The 22,989-nt window shown below is 43.2% G+C and carries 16 protein-coding genes; 6 read left to right on the top strand and 10 right to left on the bottom strand.

Features of this window, described 5'->3' with window-relative positions:
- Window positions 1–132 precede the first annotated feature (132 nt).
- On the bottom strand, window positions 133–813 hold the full coding sequence (locus B6A27_RS03800; RefSeq protein ID WP_044746297.1) for a response regulator: 681 nt from the start codon (window positions 811–813) through the stop codon (window positions 133–135).
- On the bottom strand, window positions 810–1,988 hold the full coding sequence (locus B6A27_RS03805; protein WP_066149535.1) for a sensor histidine kinase: 1,179 nt from the start codon (window positions 1,986–1,988) through the stop codon (window positions 810–812). Before B6A27_RS03805 ends, B6A27_RS03800 begins: the two co-directional genes overlap by 4 nt.
- Window positions 1,989–2,247: 259 nt before the next feature.
- Here B6A27_RS03805 and B6A27_RS03810 point away from each other — a divergent pair, with 259 nt between their 5' ends.
- Both B6A27_RS03810 and B6A27_RS03815 read left to right on the top strand, forming a co-directional pair.
- The gene (locus B6A27_RS03810; RefSeq protein ID WP_044745022.1) at window positions 2,248–2,883 is read left to right on the top strand and encodes a YigZ family protein; all 636 of its coding nucleotides are present in this window, start codon (window positions 2,248–2,250) and stop codon (window positions 2,881–2,883) included.
- 44 nt (window positions 2,884–2,927) lie between these two features.
- The gene (locus tag B6A27_RS03815; RefSeq protein ID WP_080860300.1) at window positions 2,928–3,977 is read left to right on the top strand and encodes an LCP family protein; all 1,050 of its coding nucleotides are present in this window, start codon (window positions 2,928–2,930) and stop codon (window positions 3,975–3,977) included.
- A gap of 43 nt (window positions 3,978–4,020) precedes the next feature.
- Here B6A27_RS03815 and B6A27_RS03820 read toward each other — a convergent pair whose 3' ends face one another.
- The 8 genes from B6A27_RS03820 to B6A27_RS03855 all read right to left on the bottom strand — a co-directional run bounded on the left by B6A27_RS03820 (window position 4,021) and on the right by B6A27_RS03855 (window position 14,221).
- The gene (locus B6A27_RS03820; RefSeq protein WP_080860302.1) at window positions 4,021–5,088 is read right to left on the bottom strand and encodes a glycosyltransferase family 4 protein; all 1,068 of its coding nucleotides are present in this window, start codon (window positions 5,086–5,088) and stop codon (window positions 4,021–4,023) included.
- A gap of 278 nt (window positions 5,089–5,366) precedes the next feature.
- Entirely contained in the window at window positions 5,367–6,854 is a 1,488-nt protein-coding gene (gene murJ / locus B6A27_RS03825; RefSeq protein WP_080860304.1) for a murein biosynthesis integral membrane protein MurJ, read from the bottom strand.
- Between the two features lie 29 nt (window positions 6,855–6,883).
- Window positions 6,884–7,366, bottom strand: coding sequence for a PssE/Cps14G family polysaccharide biosynthesis glycosyltransferase (pssE, locus tag B6A27_RS03830; protein ID WP_080860306.1), 483 nt, complete (start codon window positions 7,364–7,366; stop codon window positions 6,884–6,886).
- On the bottom strand, window positions 7,363–7,848 hold the full coding sequence (gene pssD, locus B6A27_RS03835; RefSeq protein WP_044745027.1) for a PssD/Cps14F family polysaccharide biosynthesis glycosyltransferase: 486 nt from the start codon (window positions 7,846–7,848) through the stop codon (window positions 7,363–7,365). Before pssD ends, pssE begins: the two co-directional genes overlap by 4 nt.
- Window positions 7,841–8,953 carry a glycosyltransferase gene (locus B6A27_RS03840; protein ID WP_236631780.1) on the bottom strand — a complete coding sequence of 371 codons (1,113 nt, stop codon included), beginning with the start codon at window positions 8,951–8,953 and terminating at the stop codon, window positions 7,841–7,843. The genes pssD and B6A27_RS03840 overlap by 8 nt, the downstream gene beginning before the upstream one ends.
- Window positions 8,946–10,100: a polysaccharide pyruvyl transferase family protein gene (locus B6A27_RS03845; protein ID WP_044745028.1), complete on the bottom strand. Its 1,155-nt coding sequence runs from the start codon at window positions 10,098–10,100 to the stop codon at window positions 8,946–8,948. Before B6A27_RS03845 ends, B6A27_RS03840 begins: the two co-directional genes overlap by 8 nt.
- Window positions 10,101–10,249: 149 nt before the next feature.
- The gene (locus B6A27_RS03850) at window positions 10,250–11,752 is read right to left on the bottom strand and encodes an N-acetylmuramoyl-L-alanine amidase (protein WP_236631781.1); all 1,503 of its coding nucleotides are present in this window, start codon (window positions 11,750–11,752) and stop codon (window positions 10,250–10,252) included.
- Between the two features lie 180 nt (window positions 11,753–11,932).
- Window positions 11,933–14,221, bottom strand: coding sequence for a S8 family peptidase (locus B6A27_RS03855; protein ID WP_236631782.1), 2,289 nt, complete (start codon window positions 14,219–14,221; stop codon window positions 11,933–11,935).
- Between the two features lie 584 nt (window positions 14,222–14,805).
- On the opposite strand from B6A27_RS03855, the gene B6A27_RS03860 reads away from it, so the two are divergent.
- The 4 genes from B6A27_RS03860 to B6A27_RS03875 all read left to right on the top strand — a co-directional run bounded on the left by B6A27_RS03860 (window position 14,806) and on the right by B6A27_RS03875 (window position 22,920).
- Window positions 14,806–17,760, top strand: coding sequence for an SH3 domain-containing protein (locus B6A27_RS03860; RefSeq protein WP_236631783.1), 2,955 nt, complete (start codon window positions 14,806–14,808; stop codon window positions 17,758–17,760).
- A 220-nt stretch (window positions 17,761–17,980) separates the two neighbouring features.
- Complete coding sequence (locus B6A27_RS03865; protein ID WP_080860310.1) at window positions 17,981–19,189, top strand: polysaccharide deacetylase family protein; 1,209 nt, start codon at window positions 17,981–17,983, stop codon at window positions 19,187–19,189.
- 1,632 nt (window positions 19,190–20,821) lie between these two features.
- Window positions 20,822–21,763 (top strand): ABC transporter substrate-binding protein, encoded by a 942-nt coding sequence (locus B6A27_RS03870; protein ID WP_080860312.1) that lies wholly within the window; start codon window positions 20,822–20,824, stop codon window positions 21,761–21,763.
- 239 nt (window positions 21,764–22,002) lie between these two features.
- Window positions 22,003–22,920: an S-layer homology domain-containing protein gene (locus B6A27_RS03875; protein ID WP_044745031.1), complete on the top strand. Its 918-nt coding sequence runs from the start codon at window positions 22,003–22,005 to the stop codon at window positions 22,918–22,920.
- Window positions 22,921–22,989: the final 69 nt, after the last annotated feature.

Raw genomic sequence — 22,989 nt, forward strand, 5'->3', positions numbered from 1 at the left:
CCCATCGGCATGAGCGAATGGAAACGGTCTGCATGTGGATGATCAGCCCGTCTTCCTTACCTCCATTGTAGCGGAAAAAAAGATGGATTTCATTACAAAAAAAGGCTGCCGAATTCTCGACAGCCTTGGCGCTCAGCGGACCTCCACCCATCCGTTTTTGATCGCCACAACAACCGCTTGTGTACGGTCATTTACATTTAGTTTTTGAAGAATATTGCTGACATGATTTTTCACCGTTTTTTCACTTATAAACAACGCCTCGCCAATGCCGCGGTTGCTTTTGCCGTCCGCAAGAAGCTGCAGCACCTCACACTCCCGGCGCGTTAACAAATGCAGCGGCAGACATACCTCGCGCGATGTTTTTTCGACCTTCTGGCTCGTTCCTGCGGCAAGGCGGCGGTATTCTTGAATTAAATTATGCGTGACACGCGGATGTAAATAAGATCCGCCTTCTGCTACGACCTTGACCGCTTCTATCAATGTATCCGCATCCATATCCTTTAATAAATAGCCTGTCGCGCCTGTTTTCAGCGCATGCATCACATAATTTTCATCATCGTGAATGGAAAGGACCACCACCTTTGTGTCAGGGTACGTTTCCACCAGCTGCCGCGTCGCTTCCACTCCATTCGTATTCGGCATGTTAATATCCATAATCACGATATCCGGCTGATGCTTTTGCACCAACTCGAGCGCATCACTGCCATCCGCTCCCTCAGCTACTACCTCAAATTGTCCTTCGAATTCTAAAATCCGCTTGACTCCTTCGCGAAATAATTGATGGTCATCAATAATAACGATGCGTGTTTTCATTGATCGATCCTCTCCCTTCTTGTTTGTGTCGTTTCTAACAGCGGAATTTGAATAAACACGGTTGTTCCCACACCCATTTGTGAACGGATATTCATCGTTCCTTCCAATAATTCTACTCGTTCCTTCATCCCAATCAATCCAAAGGAATTTTCCTTCTTTTTCTTCACATCAAATCCTTTTCCATTATCTTTAATCATTAGGAAAAGATACTGCTGCTTCATTTCTACCTTCACTTGAATCTCAGATGCCTCCGCATGCTTCAGTGCGTTTTGCACCGATTCTTGGACAAGGCGAAAAATCGCCACCTCAAAATGGGCAGGCAATCGTTTTTCCTCCCCAATATGTACAAAAGAAATTTTCGTTTGCTGGTTATACTCCTCAACATTTTGCAAATATTTACGGAGGGTAGGTATTAAGCCCAGATCATCAAGCGCCATTGGTCTTAAATCATAAATAATTCTTCTCACTTCGTAAAGTGCAGAACGTACCATTTTTTTAAAATCCCGCAATTCTTGAACCGCTTCATCGACACTGCGTTGTCGAATAATCCGCTCCATTAAATCCGAGCGCATCATCACATGGGCGAGCATTTGGGCAGGACCGTCGTGAATCTCTCGCGATAAGCGGCGGCGTTCCTCTTCTTGAGCTTCGATAATCCTTAAACCGAACTCCTGTTTTTGTTTGGCCCCTTCTATAAACTCGCCCACTTGGCGAAAGTCGCTGTTCAAATAATTCAGGACAACGGTGATTTGTCCAATTAAATGATCGGCGCGTTCAATGGTTTCTTTTAGCGCGGCTAAACGCCGTTCCAATTCATCGCGCCGCAGCCGCAGCTGCCTTTCTTGCTCGCGAATCATCGTCAGCTTCATTTGCAGCTCGTGCGCGATTTCATAAGCCTCGCGGATTTCCATTTCGGAATAGCGTGAAAAATGGCGGTTCACCTCTGATAAGCGCTGTCTGGCCAGACGCGCCTGCACCTCCAGTCGATCTGCTTCATCGATAATCAGGCTGACTTGCGTTTTTGTTTCCTCTAGCTCCTTGATCAAATGCTCATACTCATGGCGGGACCGTTCGCCAATCTGAAAAATTTCATCTTTGCTATGATGAACCGTTTTTACCATTTTTTCGACAATTTTATCTAATTCCTTCGCATTTAATTTTTTTGGCAAAGACATACGAAATCCTCCGTGCTTATACAAAAAAGTATCAAGAGATCATACAAATTTTTCTAACGAAAAGTTTTATTTGAAGGAAAAAAGCTGTCGATTTATAATAGAAAAAGATGCTTTTTCGCTACCTGTTCCCGACCGGTAGGCGACGGCATATACTTGTTTTTTTAAGTATAGCATGTTTCACGCAACTTATCGCCAAAAATTGAATTGGTAATAAAAACATATGCAACAGCGTGCCGCATGATCGCGAGGTGTTTCATCATTGCTGCATAAATATTATACCGTAAAAGGATATGGAGAAAGTGAAATCGTGATCGAAAAATCGCGATTCATTTGTTATGCCAATCGGGCAACAACGGAAGAGGAAGCGACTCAGTTCATTCAAACGATCAAAAAAAAGCATTGGGATGCGACGCATAACTGCTCTGCTTATTTAATCGGCGAGCATGACCACATCCAAAAAGCGAATGATGACGGTGAACCGAGCGGCACGGCTGGGGTTCCGATGCTCGAAGTGCTTAAGAAAAAAGGACTAAAGGACACCGTTGTCGTTGTGACTCGCTATTTTGGCGGCATTAAGCTTGGAGCCGGCGGTCTCGTCCGCGCTTACAGCAAAGCGGTATCCGAAGGGCTGAAAGCAGCGGAAATTGTTGAACGCCGCCTCATGCGCATTATGCATGTTGCGATCGATTACAATTGGCTTGGCAAAGTGGAGAATGCCCTTCGCTCCTCCATTTATGATGTGAAAGCCATTCACTATCTAGATCATGTCGAAATCGAGGTATTTGTCGAAGAAAACAACAAGCAGCCGTTTTGCGAATGGCTCACCGATTTAACCAATGCAAGGGCGGACATTCAAGAAGGGGAAGTCACCTATATGGAAACGACCATTTCTTAGCCTCCCTTTCACCACTCTTAGAAAAAAGAAGAGGAGAACAATCAATGACCAATAAACGAACCTATCGTAAAAAGCAAAAAAAGAAAAAGCGCAGAAAGCGCATATTATTATGGATATTGACGCCTATTTTGCTGCTTGTGCTGGGAGCTACTTGCTACGCTTCGTTCCTTATGCATAAGGCGGAATCTGTGATCAATAAATCGTATGAGGAGATCAAAGGACGAGACCAAGATCGCCCAAACCTGAAAATTGATAATTTCTCCATCTTGTTTATCGGCATTGATGACAGCCGTTCGCGAAACTTCAAAAGCGATACACGCTCAGATGCGTTAATGCTAGCGACATTCGATGCCAAAAAGAAATCTGTCAAATTAGTAAGTATTCCGCGTGACTCGTATGTATATATTCCGTCAGAGGAAAGACGGGATAAAATCACCCACGCCCACGCCTTTGGCGGTGTAAAAGGAACCATTGAAACGGTTGAGCAGCTGTTTGATATTCAAATTGACTACTATGTCAAAATGAACTTCTATGCTTTTATGGACGTGGTGGACGCCTTAGGCGGAATTGAAGTAGAAGTGCCATATAATCTTAAAGAAAAAGATTCCGAAGACCATCATAATGCGATTGTTCTGAAAAAAGGATGGCAAACATTAAATGGCGAGCAAGCGCTGGCTCTTGCCAGAACAAGAAAGCTTGATAACGATATCGAGCGCGGAAAGCGCCAGCAAGAAATTTTAAAAGCCATTATAAAAAAAGCAAGCAGCGTCCGTTCGATTACCAAATATGATGATCTGTTAGAAGCGATCGGAGACAATATGAAAACGAACTTAACGTTTGATGAAATGAAATCGCTGATTTATTATGCAACAAGCAGCGAAGGAAAGCTTAATATTGAATCCCTTCACTTACAAGGAACCGATGATTACATTGACGGAGTTTACTATTATAAGCTCGACGAACAGTCTGTCGAAGAGATCTCTCAAGAGCTGAAAAATCATTTGCAAGGGCTGGATACTACTACTTCTACGGACAACAGCGATTCAGGAGCCAGCAGCCAAACAGATCACGCTGATGACGACGGACAACCATAAACAAACACAAAAAACCGCCTTGCATAAAAGCAAGGCGGTTTTTTTAATTTTGTTTTCCATTCGCGTAGCGAATCACACGCATGATTTTCAAAATCGGGCGATAATTCGCATCCACTAAACCGATCTTCTCCGCAATAATCTCAAGGGCAAGCAGCACGACAACCAATATAATCATCGATACCCAAACAGCGGCCTGCGATAAAATGATCGCCAGCAGCCCAAAAACGGCGCTCATGCCGTAAATAATCAGCACGGTCTCCCGATGGCTGTATCCGAGCCGGAGCAGACAGTGATGCAAATGAGATTTATCAGGAGCCGAAAGCGGCTGCTTTTTCACAATGCGGCGAATGATAGCAAAAAATGTATCCGAAATCGGCACACCGAGAATTAACACCGGCACGACAAACGAGATAAACGTAACGTTTTTAAAGCCTAACAGTGACAATACGGAAATCATATATCCTAAAAAGAGCGCCCCTGTATCTCCCATAAAGATCTTTGCCGGATGAAAATTGTACAGCAAAAATCCCAAGGTGCTCGCTAAAATAATCAATCCCATCGAAGTGACGAACCAGTCTCCCATAATCAACGCCATTCCAGAAATCGTGATTAAAGCAATCGCTGAGACACCGGCTGCCAAGCCATCTAGCCCGTCAATGAGGTTGATCGCATTCGTAATTCCCACAATCCATAAAATCGAAATCGGTATGCTTAACATTCCAAAATGCAATTGCCCGCCGAATGGCAAATTAATAAAGGTCACTTGTACACCGGCAATGACAACCACGATAAAGGCGGCAACGAATTGGCCTAAAAACTTCACTTTAGCCGGCAGTTCGTAGATATCATCCAAGATCCCAACGGCCACAATGATCAGACTGCCTAATAAAATATAAAGCGAATCTTCGTTCCAAGGCCGTAAAATCAAATATCCAATCATGGCGCTGACATAAATCGCCAGCCCTCCTAAACGCGGCATAATTTTTTGGTGTACTTTTCGTTGATTCGGTTTATCTGTGGCTCCTACAAGAAAAGCCAATTTTTTCACAAATGGAGTAAAAATAACGGATAACGCAAAGCATATAAGCATCGTTAAGTATAGATATAACATGGGAACCCTCCCCTATGTCCTAGGATAACCATTAATGTCACATTCAAACCAAAACCGTTCATTGCCAAATTTCTCAGTACAAAAGCCCACAGCGTCGATTATAGCATATTCAATCTATGACATAAACAAAAAATTTCTTAAAATCTAGTGACTTCGCGGATGTTCGCGGATATAACCCCATTATATATCATTTAAATCCCAAGAATCGACAGATAACGCAAAAAAAAAAATCAGCTTGTCGACAAAGTCGACAAGCTGAAGGTTTTTTAAAAAAAGCCTTATCCTTGCGAAAGCAAGCCCGCGGTTCGAAAAAGAGCATAGGCAGTCACGGCAAATAAGCAGCCCGCAAGACATAAATCAAGTAAATCATAGCCGGTATGAATCCATAAGCGGCTCAGCCAAACGACGGCCGTCACGATGAGAAGAGACAGGAGCAATTTTCCCCATAGCGCTCCTGTATCCATTCGCAGCTTTAACTGACGCGTGCCAAGAACGAGCAAGGAAAAGAATTGGAATAAAGCGCTAATCGTCGTTCCCCAGGCGATGGAGGCCGCTCCATATTGGTCAATAAAAAAGGAAATGAGCGCAATATTGACGCCAAAAACAGCCACGATCCCTGTGGCGACTGGCGCGAACGATTTCTCCATCGCATAAAAAAAGCGCGTGACAAACAGATTCGCTGCATGGGCAAACATGCCGATCACAAAGATTTTCAGCATCTCCGCCGTCATAGACGTCGACTGCGCCGTAAACGATCCGTACTCAAAAATGATTTTTACAATCGGTTCCGCATATACATAAACAAAGACAGAAACAGGCACAATAAACATGATGAGCAAACGCAGACCTTTGAAAAAGATTTGCGAAATTCCTTCATAATCCTGTTCAGCCGTCTTTTTAGCGAGCAGCGGATAGATCACCGTCGTCGCCGCTGTCATTAAAATCATTTGCGGAAGCTGAACAAGCTTCGAGGCATAGTTCAGCGCAGCGACATACCCGTCATCCAGCTGCGAAGCAAACATGCGCTGGGTAAAAAAATAAAACTGCAGAGTCGCTCCGCCCAATAAAACAGGCATAGCGATCTTAAGCATGCGAAGCACGTATTCCTTTTCCGAAACATGAAAACGGAGACGGAAACAGAGCACGCCGCTCTTATACATATAATAAACGAGCACAGCCACCATGATCGCAGCGCTGACTGTCGCTCCCCATCCATACGCATATACGCCGATGGCCGGATAAAGGAGGACGGCGATGAAAATAAAAAAAGCATTGTTGGCCAATGTGGCAAACGAGGCGCTATAAAATTGGCCGCGCACATTCAAAATGCCGGAAAACCACATCGAAAAAACAAGAAAAAGGGTTGCGGGAGCCATCATGAAAAACAATTTCGATGTCATCGCCACTTCAGACGGATGGAGCCCATTAAAAAAGAGTTGGACCACCTGCTTTGATAAAATCATAAACAAGCCTGTTAATCCAACGCAAAACAGGAGCAAATAGGTGAAAATGACATCGTGAAACCGCTGCTTATGGATGTCACGATCCATTTTGCTATATACGCTAATATAAGCAGTCGCTACAGCCCCTCCCAGCACGGAGTAGACAAAATTAGGAATGGTATAGGCTAAAATGACGCTATCGGCAAGCGATGACGTGCCAAATTGATAACCGATGACAGCTTCTCGAACAAAACCTAAAAAACGCGAAAGCACATTGACAATGGTGACTACTCCAATCAATTGAAAAAAACGTTTTGTACTCACAACCTCACCTGCCGAATCTCTGCTTTCATTTATGCATGCTTATCAATAAATGAACGAATAATAGAGACAATTTCATCATTTCCACTGACAAACGGAACAGGTTCAAACTGCTTGGCTTTTTTCAGCACTTCGCTGAAATCTTCGTTTTCATACCATGCTAAAATGTGTCCCGTCTTTTCAAACTGCTGCACGATTTCCAGCTGATGGTCATCGTTGTGCTCTCCATATTTCATGAGACGAGGGGCAGCAATCATTTTCTTGCCCATTTTTGCCCCTGTCGTAATGGATCCTGTTCCTCCATGAGTAATAATCATGCTCGCTTCCCGGTACAGCCGTTCCATTTCCTCATAGCTTGTAAATGTCATCATGTTCATATGTGGCGATTCGTAAGGCGTATGCCCTTGCTGCACAATCACTTCTTCTTTAATATTTCCAGAGATAATTTGCTTTTCTACTTCCCGCAACAGCCTCGTAAAAGGCAGCTCATGAGTTCCCAACACAACAAAAATCAATAGATCGAACCTCCATAAACCGCTTTCGGGTAATGTTTTTTCATTGTTTCCCACTGCACAATGAATAAATCAGCAATTGGATACACCAATTTTCCTGAAATCGTCGGAGTCGTGGTTTTCGCAAAGCTCTCGATAAAAATGACTTTTTTGCCAAACAACTTAGCAATATAACACATGGGCACGGCCGTATGAGCGCCTGTTGTCACCACAACATCCGGCTTTTCGCGAAGAAAATAATACAAAGACATGATGACATTATAGGAAAATTTAAAAATATATCGGAACGGATAATTCCTTGCTCCATACATTAAAAAAGAAATCTTATACTGTTTGCTCAATTCTTTCGTGATGACCGATTTTTCCGTTACAATATGATAATCGTACGCAGAAAAAAGAGGCTTTAATTGCAACAATTGCGTTAAATGCCCTCCAAGGGAAGCAATAAATAGCACCTTTTTTCTGTCTTTGTTTTTTCTACGCATCCCGTACTCCCTCCGGAGGTGAATAAAGTTGAATCACTCGTTCAACGATTCGCTTTCCATCGTTCTCTTGAGCGCGAAGCTCACCTTTCTGAATTAATTGTTCCCTCATTTTCGCATCGCTAAGCACTGTTTTTATTCCTTCATATAATGATTCCTTGTTACGGGGCTCGACCAATATACCGGCGCCGCCGCTCAATAAATAAGAAAGTCCGCCGACATCGCTACCGACCACCGGCGTATGGCAAGACATCGCTTCTAAAGCAACAAGCCCGAATCCTTCCAAATGGGAAGGCAGCACAAACACTTCAGCCGCCGACATCCACATGGCTAGCTCTGATTGATTCATCGCATCCAGCATGTGAATATCCTGCGCACCGCTTTGTTCCATTCGCTGCAAAAGCCGTTGATAAAACGCTCCATCTTTTTTCTGGCCAATCATATAAAGATTGGCGTTCGGATACTCCTGTTTCAGCATAGCAAATGCATCAACAAGCTCAAGCAGCCCTTTTTGCTCAATCATGTTGCCGACATATAAAACAGGAATCACATCGTCGGCTATTCCGCACAGCTTACGCGCCTCTTGTTTGTTCATCGGCTGAAACACTTCGCGATTGACTCCCATATTAATAATCGAAATTTTCTCTTTCGCCACGCCAAATTGCTCATAAATCTCTTCATAAAGCTTCGGTCCTACCGCAATCACGTGATCAGCTTCCTGAAGAATATATTTTGTCCATTGCCAAATTCTCTTACTTTTATGCGCCATTCGTTCAATATCTCCGCCATGCGCCGTCACAATGAATCTCGTTTTCCAAAGCTTTCTATATAAAAGGCCTAATATGCCTGTCGGAAAAACATAATGGACATGAACGACATCATACCGTCTTCCGCAAACCACCGTATGAATTAGCACTTTCAACAGCCAAACCAGATATTTGATCAGAACCGCTTGTTTTTTCATACTTGGATTGGTTACAGCAATGACATCAACATCCAATCCCGCCTTCTGTAAAGCGACGACTTGATTTTTTACAAAAATCCCAAAAGCTTTTGCCTTTTCAGTCGGATACATATTGCTAAGCACTAATACTTTTCGATTAGACATGCTTCTCACCTATTATCCTCTGTAACAGTTGTATTCCCTTCTCGGCCTCGTTTTTCATATTCTCAGATATCAACTCGATACGCTGCTGGACTTCCGGCCAATTCTTTTCGATTTCATTGACCATTTGCAGCATCAACTGATCATCTTGTGCTAATTTCTCGATCGCAATATAGCGATCAAGCTGCTGAATAGCAGTCAGAAAATGCTGGACCTTCGGGTGATACCCGACACCAATCACCGGAGTTTTCGCAGCGATTCCTAAAATAAGAGAGTGCAGCCTTGTCCCAATCACGAGATCATGCGACTCACAAAGCGATAAAATCTCACTCGGATATAAATTTTGATCGATAATGACGACTTTATCGCGATATTGCATGAAAGAGGCAATGTCTTTTGTTACTTGCACATCTTGGGGATATTTTGTCGAAAAAAATGTAATATGAACCCCTTTTTGACGAATGAGTTCATCTAAATTTTGCGCCATGCCTGAAATATATTGCTGATACTTCTGTTCATCTGTCGTCGGCCAATATTGGGAGCTGTAGTACGGAACAGCTGTCACAGCAATTTGGCGAACCGAATCTCGCTGCATTTTTTTCGATGAACGTGCTAAAAATAGAGCTGGATCGCCAATGACCTCAATCTCTTTTTTTACTTGGAGCGATTGAAGCAGTTTCCTTGAACTCTCGTCTCTTACAGAAATTTGCTGGGCCTTTTTCAGCAGCTGTTTAATAAAAAAAGCACCTGCCTTTGTACGGATCGGCCCTGCACCTACTCCATAAATCACGACCTTGCATCCGGCGTAATGTCCTAGCATGCCGAGCGTTGCATACAACGGTGCATCTCGTTTATATAAATCCATTAATAAACCGCCGCCGCCAATGATCAGCACATCCAGTTCCTTCATTCGCAAATAATTAGCCTTAAGGGTAGCTAAAATGGTAAGCAGAAGGCTTTTTTTTCGCGAAAGAAGCGGAATGGCTCGGACTCCATACCGTTCCTCTGTATTTTCAGGATTATGGCTAAAAATGACGATATCCGTTTTGCTGATCGCCAATTCTTCCGTCAATTGCTTGAGAATCCCCATCAAAATTGCTTCGTCGCCATTATTATGATGTCCGTAATTACCAATAATCCCTATTTTCATAACAAAGCACCTTTAACTTATTATTTATTCAACTTTTACATTATACTATCGTTCACTCATAGGTAAAAGCCTTTATCACGATTCCATTATATCAATTTTTCATCTAGCAAAAAACAATGGGGGCTAATCATCGAAAGCCCCCATTTGTCTTATTTTTTATAGTACTGCACAATTCCATTATAAATGGATTCAGCGAAAATATTCTGAAATTGGTCGGAAGTGAGTTTTTTGACGTCTTCAGTATTCGAAATAAACCCTAATTCAACAAGAATGCTAGGGACGGTATTGTTACGGATGACATAAAAGGCTTCATCCTTGACTTTGCGGTCCACCATATTCGCATTAGCCACAATTTGCGCCTGAACTTCCTTCGCTAATAAATAGCTTTCATATCCGTTCGGATTCGTCGAAGTATCATAGTACGTTTCCGTTCCTTTTGCTGACGGGCTTGCAGAGTTTACATGGATGCTGATAAACAGCTCCGCATAATTTTGCTTAGCGATATTGACCCGTTCTTCCAATGTCGGATACGTATCGCTCTCTCTTGTCATGATGACCTTGGCACCCGCCGCTTCCAACTTCTGCTTCAGCTTTTTCGCAACAGATAGAACGATGTCTTTTTCTTTGGCGCCATTTCCGATCGTTCCCGGGTCTGTTCCGCCGTGTCCCGCATCCACTGTAATAATCCGCCCAGCCAACACGCTGCCGCTTACATTCTGCAATTTTAAGTATGATTTATGTACATAGCCGCGCAAGTTTCCATATGAAATTTTCGCCCAATAGCCTTGAATACTATAAACATTGACAATGGTTCCGTTGCTGAGCTGGCCTACAACCGAAGCGTTCGTCGATCCAGATGAACGAACATTTAACGTTTGGGCGGTGACTTTTCCTTTCGCGATGACCGTACCTTCATCCGCGCTGCTCACCGGCAAACGAAACTGATCGCTCATCGCCCGCGCCAAAAAGGCAGAAAACTGTTCTCTGGAAATATAGGATTCCGGCATAAATTTATTTCCGCTTCCATTGGAAATTCCATTGTAATAAAGCTTCGTTATATAGGAATAAGCCCAGTAGCTTGAGCTAACATCAGTAAATGGGTTTTTCGCATTGGCCGGAGGATTAGAAAGTGAAAAAGTAAGAGCGAGCACTTTGCTCATTTGCGACCGTTTCAATTTATCATTAGGGTGAAAGGAGCCGTCGTCGTATCCTGTGAAAATGCCTTTTTGCGCCGCAAGGCTAATCCAGCGAGCCGCCCAATGGCTTGATGGAACATCTTTAAACTTGACTTGAATGGTAGTTGGTTCCTTTTCACCAATCGCGAGCATCAGCATTTTGGCCGCCTGCGCCCTCGTCAAAGAGTCCGACGGACGAAACTGCAATTGGCTGCCTTGCTGATATCCTTGAATGATCGAACGCTGATACAAAAATTCAATTTCCTCTTTTGCCCAATAGCCTTCAGGTACATCGGAAAAAACCGCGCCTGAGGAAGCAATTGCAAACGAAGCAACGTGAGCAGCTGTCTGATCGGGGGGAGCCTGATTAAAATCTTCAATTTTTAATAACTCGTCGTTTTGCTCAGCCGCATAAGCATTTGCCGCAAAAGGCAGCGACATAACAATGAACGCCAGAGCCATTAACAAAAAACGCAATGAATCCCTCTCCTTCCTGATTTTTGGTGTTATATTCCATCTCAAATTGAATGTGACAGCTATATTTTTCCACTCTATGTTTCATTCTATGAAACTATGTCCAAAACTTCAACCCTCATTTGACAATAAATGACGCAAAAATGTCGAAAAATAAATAATAGAAGAATCGATAGGATTCTTCTATTTTTGTAGATAATCAGAGGCCCTTATCAGCAATGCAGCAAATTGGGCGCGAGTTAAATATTCATTAGGATGAAAATAGTCTTGCTTAGAAATAATACCTTTGTCCGCCAGTTGTTGAACGGCATCATAAGCAAAATGACCCGGATCAGAGAGGTCTTTAAAAGGATAAGGCGTCCCGCTAAATGGATGCTCGCTCAGCTTTAATGCACGCGCCAGCATAACCGCCATTTGCGCTCTCGTCACAAGCTTTTCGGGAGCAAAGCTTCCATTGCTATAGCCCGTTACTACTCGCTGGTCGTATGCAGCATAAATCGAAAGCGCTCCTGCCAAATCGATCGGCACATCGGCAAATGGCGGCTGAATATGATGAAGCGGCCAATGAAACAGCCTGTTCATCATCATCACTGCATGCCGTCTTGATAACGATTGGTTTGGCCGAAACGTGCCGTCTGTAAAACCGTTAATAAGCTTTTGTTGGTAGGCTCTCTGAATTTCTTGATAAGCCCAAAATGAAGCAGGCACATCTGAAAACGATGCCGAAGACGAGTCCGCCGTTTTTATCAACCGTTCGTCAGTTGCTAAAATCGTACCTGCGTCATCCACTGCGATCACCTTTAACGTTTTTTCGTTCCTTCCTGAGCGAATATCCGGCAGCGTCACTGAAATCCATGTGCGATCTGCCTTTTTCTTTAAAATCAACTGATCGTCCAACCAAATATATACATTTTTCCCGACAAGCCCATCCGATACGCCAAGAAGCTGTGACTGAAAGAAATTCAGTTGCTGTCCATTTTTGATGGTGAGCCAATCCAGTGCCGCTTTCGGCGAAGCCTGCAGCGCCTTAGCGATCTGAATGGTCCCATAACCTGAATGGATATCATAGCCTTTTTCCCCTATATCGAAGGCTGTTTCCGAAAGCATCTTACGAATCTGGATCACATCCAGCTCTGGATGCTCCGCTTTCAGCATAGCTACCTCGCTTGTAACAAATGGCGTTGCCATAGAAGTGCCGCTTAAAGATTTATAGGTATCATTTAGAAAGGTACTGATAATATTGGCCCCAGGTGCACTGACATCCACTTCCCATCCGTAATCCGAATAAGGCAATACGCCGCCTTTTTCATCAATAGCCGCAACCGTTATCACGCCTGGATAGGAGGCAGGATAAATATCCTGCAGCGATGTTCCCCAATTACCCGCGGCAGCGACAACAGGGATGCCGTTCAAAAGTGCCTGAGAAATCGCTTGCTCTAAAACAAGCGTCTTCCCTTTCCCCGCTAAACTAAAATTAATCACATTGGCTCCCATAGCAACCGCATCATTCACCGCTTGGGCAATTTCAAAATCCCCGCCAGTCCCTTGCGCATCGAGCACTTTTAAAGGAAGAATATCAACAGGAGCGGACCCGGCTGCACCAACGATTCCTTTTCCGTTGTTCGGGCAAGCAGCAATAATTCCAGCCACATGAGTCCCATGTCCGTTCTCATCTACCGCCATCCCGTCTCCATCCACATAATCTTTTCCTAAGCTATAAAGAACATTTCCGCAAAAATCTTCGTGAACCGAAACGCCTGTATCAATCACCGCGACCGTCACATGGTTAACAGCGGCCGCTTTCTTCACGATCGGCTGCTTGGACCAGCCATTCGTTTGAATCAAAATATGGATCGTATCGTACGTACGATTTTGGGGCAGCAGCACGTCCAGTTGAGCCGTATTCCCTTCATTCGCTGCCAGCTCATTGCCTTGCCCATCTGTCACCTCAAGCCGCCAGTTTCCCTCCACGTGATCCATTTCCAGCGATAACCGCGATAATTTCATGCCATTCAATAAAAAAGAAAAGCTTGAAGCTGATAACGGCTGCTCCTCATATGTAAATGATTGATTCTGCACAATGACTTCCCGACCATCTAAAAGGTTTTGCCCGTCTCGTGACGGCGCAATCACCTCTGCACCTACCGTTCGCAGTCCCCATTGTTGAAAGAAGAAGGGATCATTAAAAGCCGTTGTTTCAGCCAGCGTTTTCTGGTAGTTAGGCTCTACCCTTGATACGATAGGCAATTGTTCAACTGCTTTGATTTCATCGCTGCTAAAACGCGCTTTGACCACAAAAGAGCTTCCGGTATCTTCCACTCGGCTTTGATACGTCTGAAGAAATTGCAAATAGTCGTCTTGCGTACGAAAATAAATCAGCCACTCTGATAACGCTTGGCCGTGAGCATAGGACCCATTGAAAACAAAAAAAAGAATAACAGCAAAAAAACCAAGGATGAGTTTTCTGTTCACACTGTTCACCGTCCTCATATGATCAATAAGGGATCGCCCATTCTCCATGAGTGATCCCTTCCTTTTTGGTTTATGGAAGACGCCTCTCTTCTGCAAGTAAATCTCGAACAAAAGCAGCCGCTCACCGCGTTTTTTTCTCCTATAATACAAATTCCATCCCCTTCATAAACATCCTTATGAAGAAGTTATGATTTTCGTTACCTAGCTTGAATCGTCTATTTTTCTATCACTCGTTACTTTGTTGTATACACTTTCTAGCAAACATGCTCCAATACGTTAAAACACCATTTGTCCCCTCATTATAGCGTATATGAAAACCGTTCTACAACCAATTCCATATATTTGCCAAAGAACTCTAAACACATGGCCCCAGATGGTCGACAAACATTCTTCACTATGATATCAGCGCAAATCTCAAGAAGATGTAAATGTAGGATCATACTAGGGAATTTTGGTAACTTTTTATCTATTAAATTCCAATTATCGTGAGATAGCCCCATCGAACTATGTCATTTTATTGGGAAAAATGATATAATTTGTTTTGTATCACTATAAATCTTACATAATTTTACTGGGGGATTGAGATGTTTGTGAAATTCAAAAAACTTTATAGTGTAGTTGCTGTGTTATTGCTGCTTATTTCCTATGCTTCACCTTCTATTTATGCGTCGGCAGCGACAGATAGTTCTGAACCACCCGCTCCATACATACAGGTCGTGCGAGACGGAACAGCTGTAAAGGAAAGTGAAGACACTCCGCCTATAGGCGAGTTAGCCAAAGGAGCGATTGTCAAAGTTGCCAAGATAGAAGGAGAACACGTTTATTTTCAGTGGGGAAAGGAATTAGCTTATGTCGATGTAGTGTATACACAACACATCGATCCTCCGTCGCCTGATGATTACTCATATAATTCTGATAACACTAATGACTCGTATGTGCAAATTCAGGAGAAATCGGCCGTTTATTCGCAAAACGGAGAAGTGATTGGATATTTACTTCCAGGCGACACCTATCCCATCTTCCAAGAAACGGACGAAGCCTTTCAAGTCGTGATCGGAAGCCAACTAGCTTATATTCAAAAAACCGCTTCGATTACAAAAACGGAGCAGCCAAGCGATCATCAGCCATCCGAAGCTGATTCCACGACATCAACAGATCCGGCAAACTCAACCGATTCAACAGATTCGGAAAGTTCAAGCAACTTAAACGAGGCTCCTTCAAGCCGGCCAACAGAAACAACACCAGCAAGCAAGCCGGCAGAGTCTGGACAAACAAGTCAACCGCGTGCATCTGTAGCAACGACTGCTGTACAAACAACGGCGTTTACTGCTAACATCAAATACTTCCAAGTCACAGTCGACAAATTGCCTGTCTACGACAACAGCACGGGTAAGCTCGTTCAAGTTGCCACCTTGGAGAAGGGGCAATTGTTTCCAAGAATAAAGGATTACGGCGCGAACTGGCATGAAATCCAATTCGGTTCTAAAACCGCTTATGTATTAAAAAGCAGCACCATTCCCGTCAGCTCCGCAAACTTAAAAACTAGCACACAGACGGGCGGCGCAAGCACTTTCACGACAACAGCCGATGCCCCAGTCTATGACAATTCCACTGGCTCGCTTATTCAAATCGCTACGATCCAAAAGGGGCTGTCCTATCCGATTATTCGAGACTACGGCAATTGGTATGAAATTTCAATTTCCGGAAGAATCGCTTATATCCATAAAAGTCTCGTGCATGTCGATTTTAAAAGCAGCGACCGCTACTTCTTAGTCGTGAATGGCCCTCTACCAGTCTATGACAATAGCACTGGGCAGCTCGTACAGGTGGGCACGCTTGAAAAAGGACAAGTGTTTCCAAGAGTGAAAGATTACGGCGCAAACTGGCATCAGATCAAGTATGGTAGCGGCTATGGATATGTGTTAAAGCAATCCACAGATCCTGCTACAAGCGCAAGTATCAAAAACTTAAATTCGTTAGCGCCGACTTCGCAATATTTTACGACCATCGCGGATACAGCTGTATATGACAATTCGTCAGGAAGTCTTGTGAAATTTGCGACCATTCAAAAAGGCGTGAAATATCCGATTTTGAAGGACAGCGGCAATTGGTACATGGTTGATGTGTCAGGACGAGCTGGATATGTCCATAAAAGCAGCGTCAAGCTTCCGTTCAAAACGACCGACCGTTATTTCGAAGTGATCGAAGATCGCGTGACTGTCTATGATAACAGTACAGGAGCGCTCGTGCCGGTTGCTTACTTGGAAAAGGGACAAGTCTTTCCGCGGGTGAGCGACGGAGGCAATTGGCATAAGATTAAATACGGGCAAAAATTCGGATATGTTTGGAAAGAGTCGACAAGACCTCCATTCCAAATCAATGTAAAAAATGAAAACCAAGGACTTCAGCCGCTAAACCAAACGTTCTTCACGCTCGCTGATGTGCCTGTGTATGACAAATCAACCGGCAGCCTCGTCCGCTTTGCCATCCTTAAGCAGGGACAAAGCTATCCGATCATTCGTGATGAAACAGACGCTGTCGTCATTGATCTGTCAGGGCGAATTGGATACGTTTTAAAAAATGACATTCAAGTCGGCCCAATTTTGCGTTACACACAGTATAACTTAACGCTTGATGAGATGCTGGCTATTCAGATGACGAAAAATCCGCAAACCGATCTGTACAGAAACCAAAAATCATATGTCCACTCCGCCTATGTTCAAGTACAAAACGCCACAACGTTCCCAACAAAAGGAACGGTTACCGCCACTACCTTGAACGTACGGGAAGGAGCCGGAGAAACTTACTGGATTGTGGGAACATTAAAGCAAGGAGCTGTCGTTAACATTAAAGCGAAGGTGGGCGATTGGTACGAAATCGACTTTGGCCCTTGGAAAAATGCCAAACAAGCGGATGTGCTTTCTTACCTCGATCCAAGCCGCTTTAGTCGCGACAGCAAGGAGTATTTTCAGTTTCTTGTATTATCAGAAACAGCCGGTGTTCCTGTCAGCGATATTAACAACAAAATTTTAGCCAACAAGGGCATCTTATCAGGCAAAGGCCAAGCATTTGTCGATGCAGCGGAACAGTACCATATCAATGAAATTTATCTCATCTCACACTCTTTATTGGAAACAGGGAACGGAACTTCCGCTTTGGCGAATGGCATCTTAGTCGATCAAGTCGACGGCAAGCCTGTCACTCCAAAAACGGTCTATAATATGTACGGCATTGGCGCTTATGACAGTTGTCCGAATACATGCGGGGCTGAATACGCCTATAAACAGGGCTGGTTTACTCCAGAAGCTGCTATTATTGGAGGCGCTCAATACATCGCCAGCCAATATATCAGCAACCCAACCTATAAACAAGACACGCTGTATAAAATGAGATGGAATCCAGCCAATCCGGGAACCCATCAATATGCAACCGATATCGGCTGGGCCGTCAAGCAAGTGGCCAATATTAGCCGCTTGTATGATTTGATCGATAACTATACATTAATTTTCGATATCCCTGTATACCAGTCAAGCAAATAAAGAAGAAATCCAAAATGAAACCAGTGGAGAAAATCGTGCCGATTTTCTCCACTGGCTTTTTCTGCTGCTTCTAAAACAGCAAGTTTCACGGATTGAAAAATCGCTCGATAACCTTGGAAGCGACGTGATTTCGAGGTTTGTCAACACACATTCGCGTCAGGAAAGTGGGAGGAGTTCCCATTCCTATGGCGCTACACATAAGTGGAGGTAGGAGATTTCTATGAAGCGAACATCTTATATAGTGGCAGCTATCTGTATGGCTCTTCTCGCTATAGTAGTCGCAGCCGCCCGCTGGATTCCGCAGCATTTTGAGAAAAAGATCGAAGCGACAGACGATCGCACGTTTTTTTGCCGTAAAGTTCACGGTCGACTTGAACCAGCCGGGAAATTGTATAAAAATCAGCCTTTTTATGCGATACAATACAACAAAAATTGGTATGTGACTGAAATTGGCGGCAAGCCATACTATATTTATCAACAGCGAGTGAAAGAGCTGAATCGTTCGTTTACTCTTTCACCGCTCGCATCACCAAAAGCGATTCAAACGGTTCGCCCAAAAGAAAACATCTGGGTCTATCAAGCCCCCCGCTTCGGCCAGCCGATCGGCGTCCTTTATAAAAATACGCCTGTTCAAGTGACCGCAATCCATGGAGATTGGTATCAAATCATGTTTGCCGGCACTACCGCCTATATTCATAAAAAACAGGTAGCCGGATTAGCCACTGCGGTGCCTATTATTGTCTATCATCATATCTTAAAAGAAAAAGAAAATCGAAAATATCATAATCCGACAGTGGTAAGCTATGAGGAATTTTCCAAACAAATGAAATTGCTGCATGATGATGGCTACCATACGATCACTCTTCATGATCTTGAAGACTTTGTTAAAGGGAAAAAGGACTTGCCTGCTAAAAGCATTATGATTCATTTTGATGATGGATTAAAAACCAATTACGTGTATGCCTATCCAGTGCTTAAAAAATACGGACTGCACGCAGCTGCCTTTTTAATCACAAGCCGAAACAGCCGTCCGTTGAAGCCATTTAACCCTGATGACTATCAGTTCTTGAACTGGAAGGAGATTGCGAAAATGGGCGATGTGTTCGAATTTGCGAGCCATACGCACGCTCTGCATAATCGCGGCAAAGACGGCATTGGCAATTTGGTTAAAGTGCCAGCAACGACTGTCAAAGCAGATTTACTGAAAAGCCGGCAGTTGCTTCATGGAACGACTTATTTTACGTATCCGTTTGGCCAGTATAAGCCGGAAACGATCGGCATATTAAAACAAACAGGGTTTACACTAGCCTTCACAACGAAGATCGGGACGGTGAAGCCTGGCGATGATCCATATCAATTAAAGCGCCATGGCATCACTCCAGACATGACGCTCGACGAGTTTAAAAAAGTCATTCAAGTGGTCGAATAGAGGCTTTTTGGCCTGCCGCACTCACCGTCATAACCGACGCGAAAATCATGCGGCAGCACAAGAAGCCTTTTTTACTGTTGCGAAGATTCCATGTCACTGAAACCATTTTCTAAGCCATTTATTCCATTTTAACAATGATCATTTACCGTACAGGAAGCAAAATCTCGGTATCGCCTTTAGGGGTTAGACACGAAATCCGACAAAAACCGACATATTCTTTCATTTTCTTGATGATGGACACCATTGACACTCTATTTGAACAAAGATGATGTATATGATGACAGAAGACAGATCAAGGCGGACTTGCCGATTGCCGAAAAATCTGCTTCTGTATGCCAAAGTACAAACCGGTCTTTGTTTGATAATAACCTCTACAATATATACATTATTAAAAATGTGGTCGGCAATGGACCCTTTTATCATATATCCACAATATAAGTCAATATCTTTCTTTCGACAAAAATCATCATTATTCAGTCAGCGTTGATTCATAAAAATAAAAAAAAGACCAGGCATATTCGCCTGGCGAAAAGCTGTTGGGTAACCATGAACTTCAGTTGGTAGCCTCATCAATGGTTTACCCACCAAAATCTTACCGTAATTACATTATAAAAATTTTGTCGAATTTTGTCTAGGTATTTTGTCGAATAAAGAATATTTTGTCGAATAATGTCGTAATTTTTTTCTAAAATGCCATAACCCTTCCTCTATATGAACATTATTCCTCATTTTTATCAATATTAAACACGTTTTTCTCGTGCGCTGTTCCTTATTTTTCCATTACACTTGCTTATATCCGTCATCGGGCAAGACAGCATAGCTACATAGGTCTTGCTTGTGCGCTCGCCAAAGCTCAGCCTTTTTGACACTTTGTTGTCCCAATCATCCGAAAGCAATAGAAGTTTATTCTTTACTGTCCACGTTGTTACATACATGACATATTCTACATTTCCTCTTTAGAATCCTTCTTCAGTCGGACAAAGCAAAGAAAACAAAACAGCAAGCCACCAGAACAAATCATTGCCCTTCTCCTGTCGGAATCGCTCTTAGGGAACACCCCCCACTCTGTTTAGAGGCGGGAGACTTTTCGATGGATGATGTTACATACTTTATGAAAATCATGTGAGTGTCCATCCCATGGGATTGAATGAATCACAACTGTATATAATTTTCAATTTAAGTGCTTATGCGTGTTCCAACACGTTTCAACTTATCTAGCGGAGTGAAATGACTCTTTAGTTGAATGGGCAAGTATGGCGCTTGGATGTGACCGAGACAAGTCCGTGATTTGCCGCCAATCGTCGAAAAAATCAAATTCCGCTTTTTGAGTCGGCCCTATGTTCCATCTTCTTATTCGATCTAGCTCATTCGCCAAGGGCTCCAATACCGAAATCATTAAGCATTTATATATAGAGAAAAAGATTATGCAAAAAGTCCTATAAAAACTTCCATACCAACCATCCTGTTACGCATACATCCATCCAAGGTGACGAGGACAAAAAAGGTAACGTTGCCGCTGTTTTATGGAGTTTGTCCAAAATAACTTCTGGATCCTGTCTATGGATGAGTGAAAAGACCCACTTATAATTATTAATGATAATCATTATCATTATAAAACAGGGGGGCTCATTTATGAAAAAACGGAAGTGGCTTTATCGTAGCTTTATTGCTCTACTTATTGCGCTCTTAGCCATTGGTGGAGTGCAATCACCAGCCGCGGCAGCGACCAGCAAGACGACCAAAATTAAATATCTTGGAAAGACGTATACCGTTCCTGTGCCAGCGAAAAGAATCGTGATCACCGGAAGCATGGAAACGATGGAAGATGCCCTTGTGCTAGACGTGAAGCCGACTGGGGGCATCACGGTTGGCGGTAAGTTTCCAAGTATGTTCAAAAAAATTACCGGTTCTACGGTATCCATTGGTGAAAAAACCCAGCCAAACATGGAGGCCATCGTCAAGTTAAAACCAGATGTCATTTTAGCCTCGACCAAATTCCCGAAAGATGTGCTGAACAAATTGCAAAAGATTTCTACTACCATTCCCGTCTCCCACATTTCGACAGATTGGGAAGCCAATTTACGACTGCTCGCTACATTAACGGGAAAGAAACAACAGGCAGAGAACATCATCAAAAGCTACAAAACTCAACTGGCAACGGCTAAGAAAAAGTTAGGCACGAAGCTGAAAGGGAAAAAAGTGGTGGCGATCCGAATTAGAAATGGCAACATTATGATTTATCATAAGGATGTGTTTTTCAACCCTACGCTGTATAGAGATTTAGGATTGACGGTGCCAAACGAGATTAAAAAGGCGAAATCTCAGGAAGTGATGTCTCTTGAGAAATTCAGCGCCATGAACCCGGACTATATCTTTGTTCAATTCTCGACAGACGAAAACAAGAATAAGACGGATGCCTTGAAGCAGCTGCAAAAAAATCCGATTTGGCAAAATATCAAAGCGGTGAAAAATAAGAAAGTGTTCGTCAACGTGGTGGATCCGCTGGCACAAGGCGGCACAGCATGGAGCAAAACGAATTTCTTAAAAGCCGCTGTACCGATGCTCAGCAAATAATAGAATGTTTTCACACGATTTATGCAGACCAACTTTGGAAACAGTCTTGAGAACATCCTTTATGGCATGTTCAAAGTCTTTATGTATTTTCTGGAATGAATCGATGAATGGGCATGAAAAATCACAATCTATGAACATTCCTATTTATTTTCCAATAAATTCTTACTCTTTTCAAACTCTCAGCTTCTCTTTATAATGAAATTCGACAAATATATCTAAAGATTACACAGGGGGTCAAAATGAAACGTTTATTTCTTCGCGCATTGTTATTTTGTCTAGCCGCGGCATTCGTGTTGCCGGCAAATCTCACATCCGCAGCTGGTTCATTTTCCGATGTCAATTCCAGCTACTGGGCCTATAATGAAATCAACTATTTAGCCAGCAAAAAAATTATCAACGGGAAAAATGGAAAGTTCCTTCCGGAGGACTCCATTAAGCGCATGCAAGCTGCTGAAATGTTAGTGAAAGCGTTAGGGCTAGATACAAAAAACCGCCCAAATCCTAATTTCAAAGATCTTAAACCAGGCGATTACGGATATGAGTATGCAGCAACACTTGCAGACGAAGGCATCATGACAGGAAGCAACGGCTATTTCAAGCCTTGGGACACGTTAACAAGAGGACAAATGGCCAAAATCCTTGCTGAAGCCTATCATTTAGATTATGCCTTCGGCTCAGAATTTGACGATGTTGATGTCGAAAGCTGGTTGTACGATTATGTTTCTTGCCTTGTTGATAACAACATTACAACAGGATATTCCGATAATACGTACCGTCCGAATGCACCTTTGAAGCGTTCACAGTTTTCCGCATTCATGGCAAGAGTACTAGATGACTCATTTAAGCAGGCCGTATTGTTAAAAGCCGTCAGCTATCATTTCGAAGAAGATGGTAGCTTAACTCTTACAGTGGAAGCGAAAAACAACTTCTCTTATCCTGTTGAGGTCAACGATTCGCTTGTATTGGTAACCAGCAATGGCGAATGGATTGCTAGCGGATTGTTTGAATTCGAGTCAAACGAAGTTTATTTAAATGCCAAACAATCGAAACAGCTCGAGCTCAACTTCCCATCTGCCAATTTCTATGATACGTTGGATCCAGCAACGAATTTAACTAATATCACTCTATACGCTCAAACCACTATTACAAAAAAATAACCGAATAATAAAAGAGCGCCTTCAAGGGCGCTCTTTTATCGTCGGAAGCAAAAGGCTTTCGCCGCCTTC

The sequence above is a fragment of the Anoxybacillus sp. UARK-01 genome (genome assembly GCF_002075365.1).
Lineage (GTDB): Bacteria > Bacillota > Bacilli > Bacillales > Anoxybacillaceae > Anoxybacteroides > Anoxybacteroides rupiense.